The 15,769-nt window shown below is 61.6% G+C and carries 18 protein-coding genes; all 18 read right to left on the reverse strand.

Annotation, left to right across the window (positions count from 1 at the left end; genetic code table 11):
• Window positions 1–53 precede the first annotated feature (53 nt).
• The 18 genes from FQ185_RS26565 to FQ185_RS26650 all read right to left on the reverse strand — a co-directional run bounded on the left by FQ185_RS26565 (window position 54) and on the right by FQ185_RS26650 (window position 15,656).
• Complete coding sequence (locus FQ185_RS26565; protein WP_149420048.1) at window positions 54–920, reverse strand: CsgG/HfaB family protein; 867 nt, start codon at window positions 918–920, stop codon at window positions 54–56.
• A gap of 31 nt (window positions 921–951) precedes the next feature.
• Entirely contained in the window at window positions 952–1,371 is a 420-nt protein-coding gene (locus FQ185_RS26570; RefSeq protein ID WP_149420049.1) for a curli assembly protein CsgF, read from the reverse strand.
• Complete coding sequence (gene csgE, locus FQ185_RS26575) at window positions 1,368–1,760, reverse strand: curli production assembly/transport protein CsgE (protein WP_149420050.1); 393 nt, start codon at window positions 1,758–1,760, stop codon at window positions 1,368–1,370. Before csgE ends, FQ185_RS26570 begins: the two co-directional genes overlap by 4 nt.
• Window positions 1,757–2,299 carry a type II secretion system protein gene (locus FQ185_RS26580; protein WP_149420051.1) on the reverse strand — a complete coding sequence of 181 codons (543 nt, stop codon included), beginning with the start codon at window positions 2,297–2,299 and terminating at the stop codon, window positions 1,757–1,759. Before FQ185_RS26580 ends, csgE begins: the two co-directional genes overlap by 4 nt.
• Window positions 2,274–2,648 (reverse strand): type II secretion system protein, encoded by a 375-nt coding sequence (locus FQ185_RS26585; protein ID WP_149420052.1) that lies wholly within the window; start codon window positions 2,646–2,648, stop codon window positions 2,274–2,276. The genes FQ185_RS26580 and FQ185_RS26585 overlap by 26 nt, the downstream gene beginning before the upstream one ends.
• A gap of 4 nt (window positions 2,649–2,652) precedes the next feature.
• A complete protein-coding gene (locus FQ185_RS26590) occupies window positions 2,653–3,126 on the reverse strand; it encodes a type II secretion system protein (RefSeq protein ID WP_149420053.1) in 474 nt (157 codons plus the stop codon).
• 2 nt (window positions 3,127–3,128) lie between these two features.
• Complete coding sequence (locus FQ185_RS26595; RefSeq protein ID WP_149420054.1) at window positions 3,129–4,964, reverse strand: secretin N-terminal domain-containing protein; 1,836 nt, start codon at window positions 4,962–4,964, stop codon at window positions 3,129–3,131.
• Window positions 4,961–5,479: a hypothetical protein gene (locus tag FQ185_RS26600; RefSeq protein ID WP_149420055.1), complete on the reverse strand. Its 519-nt coding sequence runs from the start codon at window positions 5,477–5,479 to the stop codon at window positions 4,961–4,963. Before FQ185_RS26600 ends, FQ185_RS26595 begins: the two co-directional genes overlap by 4 nt.
• Window positions 5,479–6,027: a GspMb/PilO family protein gene (locus FQ185_RS26605; RefSeq protein WP_149420056.1), complete on the reverse strand. Its 549-nt coding sequence runs from the start codon at window positions 6,025–6,027 to the stop codon at window positions 5,479–5,481. Before FQ185_RS26605 ends, FQ185_RS26600 begins: the two co-directional genes overlap by 1 nt.
• Window positions 6,014–6,559: a PilN domain-containing protein gene (locus tag FQ185_RS26610; RefSeq protein ID WP_149420057.1), complete on the reverse strand. Its 546-nt coding sequence runs from the start codon at window positions 6,557–6,559 to the stop codon at window positions 6,014–6,016. Before FQ185_RS26610 ends, FQ185_RS26605 begins: the two co-directional genes overlap by 14 nt.
• Before the next feature lies 1 nt (window position 6,560).
• The gene (locus FQ185_RS26615; RefSeq protein WP_149420058.1) at window positions 6,561–7,364 is read right to left on the reverse strand and encodes a hypothetical protein; all 804 of its coding nucleotides are present in this window, start codon (window positions 7,362–7,364) and stop codon (window positions 6,561–6,563) included.
• Window positions 7,345–9,051, reverse strand: coding sequence for a GspE/PulE family protein (locus FQ185_RS26620; protein ID WP_149420059.1), 1,707 nt, complete (start codon window positions 9,049–9,051; stop codon window positions 7,345–7,347). Before FQ185_RS26620 ends, FQ185_RS26615 begins: the two co-directional genes overlap by 20 nt.
• Before the next feature lie 84 nt (window positions 9,052–9,135).
• Window positions 9,136–9,669: a response regulator gene (locus FQ185_RS26625; protein WP_149420060.1), complete on the reverse strand. Its 534-nt coding sequence runs from the start codon at window positions 9,667–9,669 to the stop codon at window positions 9,136–9,138.
• Window positions 9,670–9,890: 221 nt separating this feature from the next.
• Complete coding sequence (locus FQ185_RS26630) at window positions 9,891–10,844, reverse strand: peptidylprolyl isomerase (protein ID WP_149420061.1); 954 nt, start codon at window positions 10,842–10,844, stop codon at window positions 9,891–9,893.
• 12 nt (window positions 10,845–10,856) lie between these two features.
• Window positions 10,857–12,407: an ABC transporter substrate-binding protein gene (locus FQ185_RS26635; protein WP_149420062.1), complete on the reverse strand. Its 1,551-nt coding sequence runs from the start codon at window positions 12,405–12,407 to the stop codon at window positions 10,857–10,859.
• Window positions 12,408–12,416: 9 nt separating this feature from the next.
• Complete coding sequence (locus FQ185_RS26640; protein WP_149420063.1) at window positions 12,417–13,037, reverse strand: SCO family protein; 621 nt, start codon at window positions 13,035–13,037, stop codon at window positions 12,417–12,419.
• Entirely contained in the window at window positions 13,034–13,690 is a 657-nt protein-coding gene (locus tag FQ185_RS26645) for an SCO family protein (RefSeq protein ID WP_149420064.1), read from the reverse strand. The genes FQ185_RS26640 and FQ185_RS26645 overlap by 4 nt, the downstream gene beginning before the upstream one ends.
• Before the next feature lie 13 nt (window positions 13,691–13,703).
• Entirely contained in the window at window positions 13,704–15,656 is a 1,953-nt protein-coding gene (locus FQ185_RS26650) for a YncE family protein (protein WP_149420065.1), read from the reverse strand.
• Between the last annotated feature and the right edge of the window lie 113 nt (window positions 15,657–15,769).

The raw sequence follows: 15,769 nt of genomic DNA on the forward strand, positions 1-15,769 counted from the left end.
CCGCCAGGATCCGCATCAAAGTCAAACCAGGTCGGCCCGAAGGCCGCCTCGGTTCACTCTTCCTCACCCTCAGGCACAACCTTGTTCTGCGTCAGGTACCGGTCCAGCGTCTCATTCTGCGCAGGCACAGAATTATCCCCGGCAACCTGCCACAAATGCCGCTCAATCCCCTGCGCCAGCATATGCCCCACCGCCGCTTCGATCGCCGACAGCACACACAACTGCGCCGGTTCGTTGGTGGTGTAGCCGACTTCAGCTTCGAGCAACTTCTTGAACTCGATGAACTTGAACACCCCGGCACTGCGGGCCACGGAGTAGATGGTCTTGCTGGTCATCACGTTGGCCAGCACCTGACCGCTGCGCACATCCACCGCACGCAGGTTCACCGTGACCTGATCGACGCGGTACTCACGGGATATGTCGATGCCCAGGTAGCGTGCCCCTTCCCCACCGCTGCGCACGTTGGTGTCGTAGGCAATGATCCCGCCCTCAAGCATCATGTTCGCCGCTTGCAGCGGTGGAAGTTCAGCCTGGATGTTCACCGGAGTGTTTGGCTTCTTCTGCGAGGCGCGGATGATCTTGCGCTCGGTCAGCAGGTTCTGCAGCCCTTCACGCTCCAGCACCACGAACCAGCCGCTGGCCTGCAAGGCATCCATCAACATGCTCGCCGCACCCTGGGTGACACTGGTGGAAAACGAGCTGGCCGGCGTCGGTTTGTACTGACCGGTCTGATCACGGAAGCCGTACACCACGGCCATCAACCGGCCCTTGGGTCGTGGCATGTTGAGCAAGTCGTAATACGTCGAGGCCCTTGGCGTCAGGGTCGGGGTTGCAGTGTCCTGCTCGGCCGACATCGGATCGCGCAGACTGCAACCTTGTAATGCCGCCAACATGAGCCCTAGCACAATTATTTTTTTCATGTCCTTAACTCCCCGTTGACCCAAAACCCCGTCAAGGGGCCAGGCCATTCACCTGGATTTCCGAAACTTCACCGCTCGCCCGGTCCGTCACTTCAATGGTCAGCGCGCCGGAGTCGTCGACGACGTTGACGATAAAAGCGTCGGTGGACAGGCTCCCCGTGTTGCCGGTCGAGATGTTGTCCAGCAACTGCCCGAGCAACCGCGATTGCAACTGACTGGTGAAGCGCTCAAGGGCTGAAGTGCCGGCCACCGTGGCGCGATCTTTCAAGTCAGGATCGTCGTAGTCGTTTTGCGCCTGGGCGTTGTTGAGCAACCAGGTGCCGTTCAACGGGTTGCCGCCGAACGAGGGGTTGATGGGCGTGTAGACCAGCTCCGTGGCGTGGACCAGGCCGCAACTTCCAAGCCCGAGCAACCACACGCCGGTGCTGTGCAAGAACGTTTTCGTTTTCATAATTCGTCCCTCTCAAGGTCCGTGGTGTCCTGTAACAAGGCTTCCAGCTTGCGCTGGACGATCTGCCCGCGAACCCAGTCGGCGGCGTCATAGGCCTCGTCCTTGAGCTCCACGGTGTTCGGCGGCAGGAACCGCCGATAAACCAAACGCTGCTGATATTCCACGGTCACCAGGCTGCCCCAGCGTGCCGAAGGTCGTTCGCGTACCACCAGGTTGAAATCCATCGGGCTGGTGGCGCGCAGGCGTTCACTGAACGAGTAGTAAAATTCGTGGCCGATGTGCGAGATCGTGTCGTCGACAATGAAGCCGAGCATTTCGTCCTCTTCGGCGGCTGTCGCGAAGGACGTCATCAGCATCAGGACCAGGGCCGGTAGCCAGTGTCTGTTCATGGCGTCAGCGCTCCAGCGCCTGGTTTTGCCGCCGGGCTTTTCGGCCCGGACGCGCCATCGAGGAAGGCCTTCTCGGCCACGAACTGCCAATCCGAATAACTCGCCATGCCGGTGAAGTCCGACCACTGAGCGGGGAAGTCCACCTGCTTGAGCGGCTTGTCCTTGGAAGGGCTGTAGAGCCCGGTGATGCGTCCATCGAAACCGCGCATCAGCGTCCATTCGCCGCCACCGATCGGGTCCGGGTACAACTGGCGCAAGTGATGTCTGGCCGATGGAAAACGTTCGTCCTGCAACAGGTCGGCCAGCTCTTTCGGGTACTGGGCCAGGCCTGGCGAACTGCGGTAATAACTGCGCAACGCCTGAGCATATTGGGTACCGACCCAGAGCAACTGACGTTCGCGATCACGGCGCGAGGCGGTGGACCACAACTCCCCGGCACTGGCCAGGCCCATGCCCGTCAGCATGATCAGAAACAGCACGCCCAGGTAGGTGAAACCGGACTCGGCCTGCGGCTTACCACTCAGAATAAAGGCTGCCATCACGCGCCCTCCCTGTGGCACCGCTTTTGATATCGGCGACCCCGCCCGGTACGCCGTCAGGCGGCGCCACCAGCACCCAGAGGTCCTTGCGTTCAGAGATCGGATCTGTCGGCGGCACCCGCAGGTAACGCTGCTCGACCAGTTGCTCGATGGAATCGGGATAACGCCCGGTATCGCCGTAATAGTGATCCAGTGCTTCGCGCATTGCCGACAGGCTCTGGCGCAACGTGGTCTCTTTCGAGGCCTCAAGGCTGTTGAAATAGCGTGGCAAGGCGATGGTCATCAGGGTCGCGATGATTGCCATGACCACCATCAATTCCAGCAGGGTAAAACCCTTTTCCCGACGCATAGGCTCACCACTCGCGGTAGTTGATTCCATTGAGCCCTTTGCCGCGGGCCTGGGAGTAAACGTCAAAGACGTCCTCGCCCTCCCGCGGGTTTTGAGCCGTGCTGTCATAGGCGCGCAAGCCCCAGCCGCCTTCGTCGTCACGCTTGACCGGTGTCAGCGGGTCATGGGGCACCCGCCGCAGAAAATAGAACTTGGCACCCTTGGCGCTGCGCACATCGCGAACACCCTCCACCAGCACTTGCAGGTTTGGCGGATAGCCGCTGCTGTTCAGCGACTTCTCGATGTAACCAGCGTCAAAAGCGCGCTTGTAGGCGTCGATGGCATCGCGAATCTGGTACAGCGCCGCGCGCAGGTCTTGCTCCTTTCCCCGTCGCACCACGGTTTCGGTCAGCGGCGCGGCCATCCCGGCCAGCAGGCCGATCAGGGCCAGCGTCACAACGACTTCAATCAGGGTAAAACCGCGTTCCGAGGCGTTCATGATCAAGGCTTCTCGACGACAACAGTGGTGATGCTGGAAGCGACCGGCCTTTCGATGTGCTGAGGCTGAGTCGCTGATTCCATCCGCCGGTCCGGCGCCTGAATGTGCATGCTGGTTTCGGTGCCGGTGGTGAATTCCATGTCCGACGGGCTCTGGTACGGCAGGTTGCGCACGATCCGCGGGGTGATCGACAGCACCAGTTCCGATTTGCCGACGGTGTCCTTGTTGCTGCCGAACAGGCGACCCAGGCCGGGGATGTCGCCCAGGCCCGGGATCTTGTTACCGGTGGCGCCATGGTCGTTGCGCATCAGGCCGGCGAGGATCTGGGTTTCGCCGTCATGCAGACGCAGAGTGGTCTGGGCGTTGCGGGTGTCGACCTGAACCGGAATGGTGCCCTGGCGAGTCGGTTCCAGCGGCGTGGCGTTACTCACTTCCAGGGCGATTTTGATCGCCACCTCGTTGTTCAGGTGCACGGTCGGTTGCACTTCGAGCTTCAGACCGACGTCCAGGTAAGTGACGCTTTCGGTGATCACCGGCCCCTGAGTCGAGGGCACCGACGTGGCGCTGATAATCGGCACGCGCTGACCGATGTGGATGCGCGCCTGCTCGCGGTTGCTGACCCGAATCACCGGGCTGGCCAAGGTGTTGATGTCGTTGTCCTGGGCGTTGATCTTGGCCTGCGGCGACGGCGAGATGGAGATCCGGCTAGAGTTGATGCCCTTGAGTTGATCGAGCAGGGTCACTGCCGAGCCGTCGCTGTTGACCACGCCGAAGGTGTTCGGCCATTGCAGGCCAAGGTCGAGAATCCGCTGGGTCGCGACTTCCATCACCTCCACTTCCAGCACCACCTCAGGGTTGGACTGGTCCTGGGACTGCAGCAGTTTTTCGGCCATGCGCACGGCGTCTTCGGTGTCGCGCATGGTCAAGGTGTTGAGGCGTTCATCGACGAACACATCGCGGGTCTTGAGCATGGTTTTGACCATGTTCAGCGCGGTGTTGGCATCGATGCTGGTCAGGTAGAACGTACGCATCACCAGCTCTTGGTAGTCCTTGACCTTTTGCGGCGAGTCCGGGTAGATCAGCAAGGTGTTTTCGTTCACCACTTTCTGGTGCAGCTGGTTCTGTTGCAGCAGCAATTCCACGGCGTCTTCGATGCGCACGTCACGTACGAAGATGGTGGCTTTCATGTCCGGGCGCAGGTCCTTGTCGAAGATGAAGTTCAAACCCGCGACCTGGGACAGCACTTCGAAAATCACCTTCAGGTTGGCGTCGCGAAATTCCAGGGTTACCGGCCGGTCCAGACGGGTGCGCAGTTGCGGGTAAGGAATCACGTTGCGGCTTTGCACCAGACGGATGTTGCTTTGCAGCTCCAGGGCCCCTTCATTTTTCGGGTCCAGTTCGAGGATCTGTTTCACCTGGCGGTCGGCGCCGAAAATGTCGCCGCGGCGCAGGTCGCCACGGGCCAGCTCAAGTTTTTCATCCAGGCTGCGCATGTGTTCGAGCTGGCGAATAGCGTCCTGGGCGCGGCGGTTGTTCGGTTCAATGGTCAACACCCGACTGTAAGCCATGCGTGCTGAAGCGAAATCACGCTGGGCGCGATCCATGTCGGCCTGGGTCAGCAGCGCCGTCACCGCACGGGCACGGCCGCTGGTCAGGGCCAGGTGCAGTTCGGTATCGCGAGGGTTTTCACGCAGGCCTTCCTCGATGCGCGCCAAGCCGGCTTCGTATTGTCCCGACTCCATCAGGTCGGTCCCTTCTTCCCTGGCGACCTGCGCCGAACTGCATGCGGCCAGTCCTGCACAGAGGCAAAGGCTCATCAGCAAACGGGATCTGTTCATTGCGTGCTCCCCACAGACAAGGTCTGGGACAAATGCAGAGGCAGGTAGACCAGGCTCAGTTCCACATCGGAAATACCCTCGATCCGCCAGGTTTCGTCGATCACATCCCCTTTGCGTACGACGTATATTTTTTCGCCGTTCTGCAAAAACACTTGCAGGTCGGAACGGTCATCAATCTTGCCGATGAACTGGAAAGGCATCGGCGGTGCAGTGGGGACTTGCACCACCGGGGTGACGTTAACGGGTTGTTCGGTGACGATGGCGAGCTGTGGCGCAGCCTTCCAACTGCGGGCGCCGAACAGGTCGCCCGCCGGGCTCAGATCCTTGACCACCGCCGGTTTGCCGGTGGCCGCGGCGGCAGGTAAAGCGCCGCGGGTTTTGCCTTTGGCCGGGGTTGCCACGGCGGCGACCGAAGCGTCGTCATCGTTCGATGGCATGAAGTAATCAGGCCCCCAGTTCAGCGCCGCGGCCACGCCGAAGAACGCCACCCAACCCATTACGCGCTTGGTATTCATCATGACCTCGACAGGTAAAGGGTCATGCGGATCCGCCCGGTCAGGTCGGTGTCGGCGATTTTTTTACGCTGGAACTCCACGTCTTCCACCACTACCGCCGGCAATTGGCCGAGCAAGGCATGCAGGAAGCGCCGCAGTTGCGGATAGGTACCGCGCACCGGCAGCAGAATCTGATACCGGGCCAGGTGCGTCTTGGGGTCAATGCCCAGGGAATATTCACCGCGAGCCAGAGTGATGCGCTCCTGCGCCGCCAGCGCGTAAATCTTGTCGATCGCAACGGTGGCCTGAGGCTGCGACGGTAATTTGCTGCGGAAGTCGTCGAGCTGACGTTGCGGCACCACCGGGGCGGTGATGCTGCCGTCTTCAACCCTGGCCAAGTATTCGCCGGCCTCACGGGTCTGCTGGCTGAGTGATTGCAAGGAACTCCAGTCAGGCATCAGGCCACCCAAGGCCCAAACCAGCGCCACCAGCAACATCGCCAGCCCTGCCAGACCGGGGATGCCCAGGCCTTTCAGGTATTCGTGGACGATCAATCTAGGGATTTGCATCGCCGATCTCCCAGCTAGCCGACAGGTTGAATTGCACCGGGTGTTCCGGCACGTTGGCGACGATTTCGTGGCTCAGCAGCGACACATCGGACAGCTCGTCGCTGGCTTCGAGGTGGCGGTGGAAAACAAGCATGGCTTCCAGGTCCCGCGCTTCGGCACTGATTCGCACCTGGCCTTTGCGGGCATCCGGGGTCAGGGTCAGCAAGGCAATGTCGTCGCGTGGCATGGCTTCGAGCATGGCGAACAAGCGTTCCCAGGGCCGACGCAATTGCTGGGACACCTTGCGCATCTCGGCCAGGTTCTGCGCCTGCTCGCGGGTTTCGGCCGGGGTCAGGCTGACCTTGGTGCCGGTGTCGCCAGTGAGTTCGCGCTGGGCGGTTTGCAAATGGCCTTGCTGTTGCGTGGCCTGTTCACTGAGGTGTCGCTGAACCAGCACGCAGCTCAGCGTCAGCGCCAGGCCCGCGGCCAGCAGGCTCCAGCCCAATGGGCCCGAGCGGCGGCGCGGCTGAAAGTCGAGCATCAAGGCGCGCATGTCAGGCCACCGCCCGGGACATGACGTACAAACTATCGCGTACGGATGTCCGGTCCTCTTCGAGGGTGCGCAAATGCACACCAGGTACGTCAGGATGCGAGTCCATGCGCGCTGGCGCATGCAGATAAACGTTCAGCGGCCGGTCGCTGGTGGACGCCTGCAATTGGCTTTCACGGCCGATCAATGCAGTCAGTGCGGCATCGCTGTCGCTGCTGCCCACCGAGCGCACCGCCGTCCAGCGCCCTTCCCGGGCCAGCAGCAACACACTGCGCACCGGCTCGGCGACCACGAACAGGAAGTCGCCGGCCTCAAAGCTTTTATCGAAGTGGTTGAACGCCGTCATCACGTACGGCTGCACTGACCGCAAGCGCAAACCACGACCAGTGGCCTGTGCGCGCAGATGTTCCAGCAAGTCTTTGGGCAGCGCGGTGGCGATCCGGTCGTAGCCCGCAGGTTCCGCCGACAAGACCATGCTCCAGGGTTGAGTCGGCACGCCGTAAAGGTCTTCGAAGCAGAGCTGGGCAAACCCGAGCAATTCGTCGGGGCTGCTGATCTGCTCGCTCCAGGGCACCAGGCAAAACCGGCTGAAGTGCCCGGAGATCACCACGCTCAATTCGGCACCGGGACGGGTGTGTTCACCCAACAACCGGTCGAGGGTTTCCAGGGCCACTGCCCAGGCATGGAAGCCTTCGTCGATGAAACCGACGCTGCCCAGCCACAGGGTTTCACTGCCACGGCGCTGGCCCAGACCGACACCACTGGCGCCGAGTACGGCGACGAAACGATCACGAGACAAAAGTGACACGATTGATCTCCTCGAGCGTAGTACGCCCCTCTGCAACCAGTTCCAGAGCCGACTCGCGCAACAGGCGCAAGCCACGTTTGCAGGCATGTGCCTTGATTTTCGAAACGGGTTGGCGCTCGACGATCATCTGCCGCAACTCGTCGTCCAGGTGCAGCAACTCGGCAATCGCGGTACGCCCGCGGTAACCGGTGCCCCGGCAGTGGCCGCAGCCTTTGCCGTGAACAAAGTGGTAATGATCAACCTGCTGCGGGTCGAGGCCGGAGAGGCGCAATTCTTCATCGGTCGGGTTGGCCGGCGCGCTGCAACTGGCGCACACCAGCCGGATCAAACGCTGGGCCAGCACCGCGTTGAGTGCCGAGACGAGGCTGTAAGGGTCGATTTCCATCTGGGTGAACCGGCCGATCACGTCGAACACGTTGTTGGCGTGAATGGTGGTGAACACCAGGTGCCCGGTGAGCGCCGATTGCACGGCGATCTGGGCGGTGTCGGGGTCGCGGATTTCACCGACCATGATCTTGTCCGGGTCATGGCGCAGGATCGAGCGCAGGCCGCGAGCGAAAGTCAGGCCTTTCTTTTCGTTGACCGGGATTTGCAGCACGCCCGGCAGTTGATATTCCACCGGATCTTCGATGGTGATGATCTTGTCCACGCCGTGGTTGATCTCGGTGATCATCGCGTACAGCGTGGTGGTTTTGCCGCTACCGGTGGGGCCGGTGACCAGCACCATGCCGTAGGGTTCGGCCGCGAGCCTGCGCAGCTGGCGCAGGGTGTCGTCTTCAAAGCCCAGCGCCTGCAATTGCACGCCGCTGACCTTGTCTGCCAGGTCTTGTTTGTCGAGCACCCGCAGCACCGCGTCTTCGCCGAAAATACTCGGCATGATCGACACCCGAAAGTCGATCTGCCGGCCGCTGATACCGATCTTGAAGCGACCGTCCTGAGGCACGCGTTTTTCGCCGATGTCCAGTTCGGCCATGACCTTGACCCGGGAAATCACCTGTTCGGCGAACTCGCTGCCCTGGATTTTGCTGATGTTGTTCAGCACGCCATCGATCCGGTACTTGATCACCAGGCCGCTGCCGGTGGTGCCCAAATGGATATCGCTGGCGTGCATTTTCAGCGCGTCGTAGAGGGTCGAGTTGACCAGTTTGACGACCACGCTGGCGTCTTCGCTGATGCTGGTCAGGGACAGGCTTTGCAGGGTATCGAGTTCGATATTGATGTCGGCCTGGGCGTTGAGCGACTCCACCGCGTGGAAGCTCTCTTCGTGGCGCGCCAGATAAGCTTTCAGGTCGTCGGCATGCACCAGGTACAGCGGCGCGCCGTGCAGGCAGTCATCGATCCAGGCCAGTCGAACCGTGTCGAACGGGTCGGCAAATACGCCGATGACCGCATCGTCGTGACGCAACAGGATGAATTCGCGCTTGAGGCATTGGGCCAGGGTGACCCGATCGAACACCGGGGTGGCTTGAAACAGGGTGTCGGTGTCGAGCACCGGATAATGCAGGGTTGCGCCAAGGCACTGGATGAAAGGCATGGGGGCCAGCTCACACAACACCCCGAGGGCTTCCAGTACCCGTTCGCCGGAACTGGCGGCCCGGGAGCGTGCCTGGGCCAGTTGCTCACTGGAAAATCGAGACGGTACACAGTCCAACAGCGCCGGTTCGACGGCAAGGGATAGACGGTCCATGGCATGCTCTCCAACGCCGGGGGCTTTGAGCCCTTTCGACGCGGCAGGCCATTGCGGCGATTGCCGGAACGTCTTGTCGCGCCACTACTCCCCGGTGAGCAATTGTTCGTCGTCTGGTGCCCTGGACGTCGATGAACTTCGTCGACGATCTGCCAGCACCCAACTGCCGTCGTACAACTGCAGCGGGAAACTCTCGGTCCTGCTCTGGCGTCGTTCGACAAAACCTTCGGAGATGCTCATGCCTGCTTTGGGTTCGCGCTCCATCCCCAGAAGGTCGCAGACTGCTCGGGCCAATTCCGCCAATGGAAACGGTTTGAACAGGATATGACTGACTCCCAGTTGCCGGGCCCGCTCACACACTTCAGCGGTTGGGTGCCCTGTGATCAGTACAAAATGACAATTCCTGTTCTGGCGGACAGCAGCGAGCACCTCAAAGCCTTCCATGTCGGGCAAGCGGTAATCGAACACCATCACATCGGGTGCAAACTGTTCGGCTTCACCGATACCCGTCGCACCATCATGTGCAATCCGGACGTCCAGCGCTTGCGCCTGAAGGTAATCCTTGAGGTTTTCGGCAAGGAGCTGTTCGTCTTCGACAACCAGTACTTTGTTTAACAAGGTCGACTCCTTGAAACCGCAGGTCCGATGTTTCAACCCTGGGAGTACGCGCCTTAATTAGGCTAACGCACACTTCATGCCAGGCTGAGCACCGGTTTTTTTACCGATGCACGTCTTTGATTTCCATGAAAAAACCATTTAGTCCGCAAGCTCCCTCCCCCAAAGGCGGGGAAGCACTCGGATGTGCACTGAAGCTTTTCCCCATTATTGGGGGGGAACCCTCAGTCATCGTCAATCCGTTCGATTCGATTGCTTGATCGCAGCTGCGCCAGAACCTGTAGACGAGCCTGGGCCTGTTGTTGTCGGGCAAGGTAAGCCCGGACCATTTCAAGCCCCTGCTGCTCTGGGACATCGGCTGCCTCCAAGTGGTTCTGTAAATAGATCAGATGCCAGCCAATCGCCGTGCGCACCGGCGCACTGACCGCCCCCGGTGCCAAAGCAAACGCCGCCGCTTCGAACTCGGGCATCATGCGTCCCCGAGGAAAATAGCCCAGATCGCCGCCTTCGCTAGCGGATGCATCTTCGGACCCGGCCCGGGCCACGCTGGCGAAGTCTTCGCCCTGAGTGATTTTCACACGCATCTCCTCTAAGCGTAGCCGCGCGGCTTCAACTGTGAAAGCGTCGGCACCCTGCGGCACTTTGATCAGGATGTGCCGCGCCTGGACTTCCTCGGGCCGGCTCATTTCGGCACGATGCTCTTCAAAGAAGGCGCGAACCTGTGCTTCGTCCGGATCGGCGACCTTGGTGAGGTCGGCAAACACCTGTTGGGCCGCGAGCTCCCGACGGGTGTACTCGATAAAACCGGCCTCATCGAATCCGGCGTCTTCCAGGCGCCGGGCGAACTTCTCGGCACCGCCGATGGTTTGCCGGGTCTGATCGACTTGACTTTGTACCGTGGCGTCGCTGATCACTACCCCGCGCTTGACGGCTTCTTGCCACAGCAACTCCCTGTCGATCAATGCGCTCAGCGCTGCCTGACGCAACTGTTTGTAGGCCTTGGGGCTGCGAATGCTGGCCACTGCCCGGCCCTGGTCCTCCAGAAATTCAGCGAAATAACGCTCCAGACGAAGCTGGGAAATCTCCTCGCCATTGACCCGTGCAGCCGCCGGGCCATTGCTGCAGAACGCCACGGGAACCCACATTGTCAGCAAAATCAGCAGCGTGTTGAGCTTCATGATCGGCCTCCGTCAGGGCGTCGCGGCAATAGGTTTGTAAGGGGCGACCAGATAAAAGCGCTGGTCGGGCAATTCCACGGTGACGATATGTGCGCCGCTCAGGCCCAGGCGGCGGCCCGGACCGAAACTGATCAGCGGAGTCAGCCCGGTATCGAAGTCATGCAGGCCTTCCAGGGCGCTGATCAGTTTTTCGCGGCTGGCATCGCGCCCGGCCTGCTTCATGCCTTCGCTGAGCAGCAGCATCGAACTGAACGCGCCGACTTGCAGCACCGCATGCTGGCCGCCGAGGCGCTGATGTTTGCGCAATTGGGTCAGGGCCAGGCGCCCGGCCAGCGTCCAGTCACTGGGCACGAATGGATAGGCCAGAAACACCCGGCGAGAAAAACCACTGGGCACCTGCAACAGATCACCCGCCACCTGATTCGACGCGGCGAACAGATAGGGCACCTGCCCCGCCGTTTGCAAGCGCTCGGCGAGGCGACTGAAACCGCCGCCGCTGCCCAGGTAAAACACCGACCGCGAGCCCAGTGGCAGCTCGTCCTGTGCGGAGTCATACGCTTGTAAACGCACTTGCTGCCACGCGTGATCTTGCAGGTACTGGCTGAGGTTCTGCGCCGCCAGCCGTTGGCGGGGCTCGTCCGGGTAGGCGATCAGCGTCGGCCCCTCAAGCACCCGCAAACTCTTGGTGGCGTAGTCGGCCAGGGCGATCAATTGCTCGCGCAAACCCGACAGCGGTTCGAAAATCTGCCGACTGGTCTGGGCCGTGCCCTGCAGCGACAGCGGCCCGATCAGCGGAATGCCGGCCCGTTCAAGGCGCGCGGCGAGGTCCGAGTCCAGTGCCGGAGCCAGCGGTGCAATCAGGGCGAACACCTGTTCCTGATCGATCAACCGATCCAGAGCCTGCTCGGCACTGGCGCGGTCGGGGCCTGGGTCAAGGATCGTCAGGCGCAACTGTCGGCCATGAATCCCGCCCGCTTCGTTGATCCGCGCGACGCTGCCCCGTAGCACCGCCGCCACCGTGGCGCCCTCCTCGCTCAACAGTCCCTGGCGCGGCAACAAGGTGCCCAAGTGCAGACTGTCGGGGGTCAGGCCGGGATCGCGTTCATCGGCCACGCGTTTGAGGTAGGCCGTGAGGTTGCGTTGATCATTCATCGACAAGACGAATCGCGGCATCGCCGGATCGAGCCGATTATTGCCCGGGTCACGCCCTTCCTGGATGGCCCGTGCCAATGTGCCGTCGGTATAGGCCGGGTAATTGCGGCCATTGATTTGCTGCTGGCCATAGGTGCTGGTGAGACGCGACCAACTGAGATCCGGTGGTCGCACCCCGCCTTCGGGCCGGCCCAGACCATCGGCGCCGTGGCAATTGGCGCACGGCACGCTGGTCGCCGGCAGCAGCATATCCGCCGCGCCGACCCGGGCCATGATCGGCTCACCGCTCCCGGACAGCCCCTCGCGGTACAGCCGTTTGCCGGCGCTTTCGCTTGGGTTCAGCGACAACGCATGGGCAGCAAGGCTGATACCGCCGAAAAGCAGCAGACCGAGGACGAGTGAGTTTTTCATGGTCCGGACTCAACGACCGGCCACGGGCATTGTCAGCAACTGCAAGCGCTGGGCAATGGCGGCAGCCGGGGCATCGGGACGGATTTTGCTCCAGCGTTTGTTCGCCACGTCACCGACGATCAACTGGGTGGAATGCTGCTCGGGGGTTGGCACGATCTGGCCGATGCGGCTCAGTACAAGGTCCATTTGCGCCTTGTCGCCAGTCAGAAAAAGCCAGTGGGGGCCATCGACGCCCTGCTTCAAGGTATAAGCCTTGAGTACCGCCGGGGTGTCCCGCAGCGGATCACTGGTAAGGGAGATAAAGGTGATGCCGTCGGCCTTGTCGCCCAGCACCTCACGAACTTCCTTGAGCTTGCGGGTGATCAGCGGGCAGGCATCGTTGCAACTGGTGAAAATCACGTTCAGCAGTACGATCCGGTTTTGCAGTGCGTCGCTGTAGAAGCGCAAGGTCTCGCCGTTCTGGTCCTGCAACGGGGTGTCGGTGAACCAGGTTTTTGCATCGCGAGTGCCGGTTGCCGGCGGCGCGGTGGCCACTGCGGGTTCGGGTTCGACGTGCCCTTCGTGGGAAAACGCCACAAAGCTGATAATGCAAAAACATATCGTAAGGAAAATCAAAGCGAGGGCTTTCATCGCTGATGCTCCATGGCAATGGCAGTGTGTTTGGCGTGAGCGTTGCGCTGGCCGCTGAGTTTCTCTACTTCACGGGTCAGCACGGTCGGGTCGGTGAAGCCGTAGTAGCGCGTCCAGTGACGGCTGTTGCCGTCCCCCACCAGTATCAATGGCTGATGACTTTTGAAGTCGCCGCTGAAGGTGCCAAGGCCCTTGAGGGTTGCGTTGACCGACTGCGAGGAGCCGGTCAACCAGCTCCAGCCCGGGCCGTTCTGGAAGTTGCGGGCATAGTCGTTCAGGCGTTTGGCGTCATCGCGCTGCGGGTCGATGCTGATCGACACCAACTGCACCTCGGTGCCGACCCGCGCGCCCAGTTGTTTCTGCACCTTGCCCATGATCGAAGACACCACCGGGCAGACCGTGGTGCAGCTGGTGTAGATGAAACTCATGACCACGATCTTGTCGGTCACCAGGTCCTTTTCCAGGCGTACGGCGTTGCCGTGCTGGTCCACCAGCGCCACGTCGGCGAATTTGACCTGGGCGCTTTCCGATGTGGCGCTTTTGGGTGGCATGTTGTGTCCGGCGTGTTCATCCGCCGAGTGGGCCAGAGCCTGTCCGATACCGACAGTCAACAGGCAGAACGTCAGCAGTCCACGGTTTACGAATCGGTTCATGTCGTATTCCTCTTCAGTGGGCGTCGCCGGGCAAGACCCGAACGCTGGCAAAAGTCTTGTCGTCGAAACTCGCGCCCAACGACGCCGCACGTACGTGCAGGTACCAGGCGCCGTTCTGGTCGAGGGTCACCGGGGCTTCATAAACCCCGTTGCCCACCTCTTGGGCAGCGACTTGCTGGGCACGGGAAGTCGGGGCGCGGAAGTAGCGCACCTGAACATCCTTGACCCCACTGCGCTGCGACTTCTGTTTGCCCTGGACGATGCGGAAGCGCACGACATACGGACTGCCGAGGGCGGCCGTGGATTTGTCGAGCATAAACTCCACCTTCGGCACGCCGCGGTGTTGGGCGAGTGTTTTGTCGGGTTCAACCAGCGCCGTGAAGCAGTGGATGATGTTGGGTTGGTTGAGCAGGAACGCCACGTCGAAACGCCCGGCGGCTGGCAGTTTGATCCGGGCGCTGTACAGCCCTGGCTCGACTTCGCGCAGGCTGCGGTCGATGACCATCGCCGCGCGAGCGACTTGCCCGCGATTGGGGTAACCGGACATCGGCGCGTTCATGCCTTCGGCGTAGAAGTAAGTGGTGTTGTCCACCGGGTTGACCACAAACACCGCGTTGTCGTCTCGCGACACTGCCAGGCTCGAGGCCAGCGGCAGGTCACCGGCCAGGCGTGGCGCTTGCGGTCCGGCTTCGAAGCCCTGGCTGATCGGCGTGCGCCCCTCACCGAGAGACGACAGGTTGATCATCGTCACCTTGGCCGACGCCAGCCCGCGAATGTAGGCGTAGGCCTTGGTGAACACCACTTGATAGGGTTCGGCGGACACGTTCAGTTCATGGATCAACGAATCGGTGGCCGCGTCGATCACCGAGGCCTGGTTCTCCAGGGTGTTGAGCACGATGCCGAAACGACCGTCCGCGCTGAAACCCATCGGGCCGAGTCCTTGCTTCACCTTGATCACCCGGCGCACTGACAGGCTGGCGGTATCGATCACAGTCACCGTGCCGTCCTTGCCATCGGCCACATACACCGCCTGGGACAGCGGCGAGTACGCCACCGACAACGGGTGTGAGCCGGTCTTGAGCTGTTTGCTGATGGTCAGGCTGGCGATGTCGATGATGCTCACGGTGCCGTCGTCGCGGTTGCTGACGAAGGCAAAACGGCTGTCCTTGCTGAAGGTGATTTCGTGGTGCCCGGCACCGGTGGCCAGGTGTTTGAGGGGCTTGAGGGTTTGGGTGTCGATCACCGTCACCCCAGACTGCTCGGCCGTTTTGGCATTGTTGCCGACCCACAGCAGACGCTCATCCGGTTGCAACACCACCCGCACCGGGTTGCTGCCGGCGGCGACCGAGTCGATCACCTTGAATTGCTCGCTGTCGATCACCGCCACTTCCCCGGCGGCGGGCATCGAAACGAACACCCGTTTGTTGTCCCGGGGCGTTACCCAGTCCATCGGTGGTTGCTTGATGTCGATCCGCGCCATGGTGCTGGTGACGCCACCCACCGACACCGACGGATCGACCACCGTGACGCTGGCATCGCGGTTCATCACCAGCAGGTAGTAGCTGTTCATATCGAGCAGCGGCCGTGCGCCGATGCTTGATTTCAGAAACACCCCGACCCGGGATTTGCAGCTGTGTTCGCGGCCCTGGGCCTGGTCGGCGGCGACGGCTTCCGGATCGAGCCAGGCACCGGGGGCGACGCCCGACAGTGGCTGGCCTGAAGCGCTGTCAGTGACGCGAAAGCGCACGTCGGCGAAACCACCTTCGCGCAGCACGCCGTCCTCGGCCAACGGCTTGACCTCGAACGCCACCGATAACCCGTCACGCTCAAGCTTCTGACCGCTCCAGGTGTCTGGCAGCGCAACCTTGCTGAGCATGTCCGGCGGCGTCGTACGCCATACCCCCAGCCAGATCAGCGCCAACCCGACAACCAGCGCACAACCGGTCATTTTGATGGTCCTGTTCATAACACTTCTCCCCTTCAGATCCATGCCCGCTTCACCGCCCCTCTGTGGGAGCGGGGTTGCCCGCGAAGAGGCCGGCACATTCAACCTTCATGTGTCTGACACTCCGCCATCTT

The sequence above is a fragment of the Pseudomonas sp. ANT_H12B genome, assembly GCF_008369325.1.
Classification (GTDB): Bacteria; Pseudomonadota; Gammaproteobacteria; order Pseudomonadales; family Pseudomonadaceae; genus Aquipseudomonas.

What these genes read in the sequence shown, in the direction of transcription:
- FQ185_RS26650 (WP_149420065.1), bottom strand. Translation starts at nt 15,656, where the DNA reads ATGAACAGGACCATCAAAATGACCGGTTGTGCGCTGGTTGTCGGGTTG.
- FQ185_RS26620 (WP_149420059.1), bottom strand. Translation starts at nt 9,051, where the DNA reads ATGGACCGTCTATCCCTTGCCGTCGAACCGGCGCTGTTGGACTGTGTA.
- FQ185_RS26580 (WP_149420051.1), bottom strand. Translation starts at nt 2,299, where the DNA reads ATGGCAGCCTTTATTCTGAGTGGTAAGCCGCAGGCCGAGTCCGGTTTC.
- csgE (WP_149420050.1), bottom strand. Translation starts at nt 1,760, where the DNA reads ATGAACAGACACTGGCTACCGGCCCTGGTCCTGATGCTGATGACGTCC.
- FQ185_RS26645 (WP_149420064.1), bottom strand. Translation starts at nt 13,690, where the DNA reads ATGAACCGATTCGTAAACCGTGGACTGCTGACGTTCTGCCTGTTGACT.
- FQ185_RS26635 (WP_149420062.1), bottom strand. Translation starts at nt 12,407, where the DNA reads ATGAAAAACTCACTCGTCCTCGGTCTGCTGCTTTTCGGCGGTATCAGC.
- FQ185_RS26585 (WP_149420052.1), bottom strand. Translation starts at nt 2,648, where the DNA reads ATGCGTCGGGAAAAGGGTTTTACCCTGCTGGAATTGATGGTGGTCATG.
- FQ185_RS26600 (WP_149420055.1), bottom strand. Translation starts at nt 5,479, where the DNA reads ATGAATACCAAGCGCGTAATGGGTTGGGTGGCGTTCTTCGGCGTGGCC.
- FQ185_RS26630 (WP_149420061.1), bottom strand. Translation starts at nt 10,844, where the DNA reads ATGAAGCTCAACACGCTGCTGATTTTGCTGACAATGTGGGTTCCCGTG.
- FQ185_RS26590 (WP_149420053.1), bottom strand. Translation starts at nt 3,126, where the DNA reads ATGAACGCCTCGGAACGCGGTTTTACCCTGATTGAAGTCGTTGTGACG.
- FQ185_RS26610 (WP_149420057.1), bottom strand. Translation starts at nt 6,559, where the DNA reads ATGCGCGCCTTGATGCTCGACTTTCAGCCGCGCCGCCGCTCGGGCCCA.
- FQ185_RS26640 (WP_149420063.1), bottom strand. Translation starts at nt 13,037, where the DNA reads ATGAAAGCCCTCGCTTTGATTTTCCTTACGATATGTTTTTGCATTATC.
- FQ185_RS26565 (WP_149420048.1), bottom strand. Translation starts at nt 920, where the DNA reads ATGAAAAAAATAATTGTGCTAGGGCTCATGTTGGCGGCATTACAAGGT.
- FQ185_RS26605 (WP_149420056.1), bottom strand. Translation starts at nt 6,027, where the DNA reads ATGCAAATCCCTAGATTGATCGTCCACGAATACCTGAAAGGCCTGGGC.
- FQ185_RS26570 (WP_149420049.1), bottom strand. Translation starts at nt 1,371, where the DNA reads ATGAAAACGAAAACGTTCTTGCACAGCACCGGCGTGTGGTTGCTCGGG.
- FQ185_RS26595 (WP_149420054.1), bottom strand. Translation starts at nt 4,964, where the DNA reads ATGAACAGATCCCGTTTGCTGATGAGCCTTTGCCTCTGTGCAGGACTG.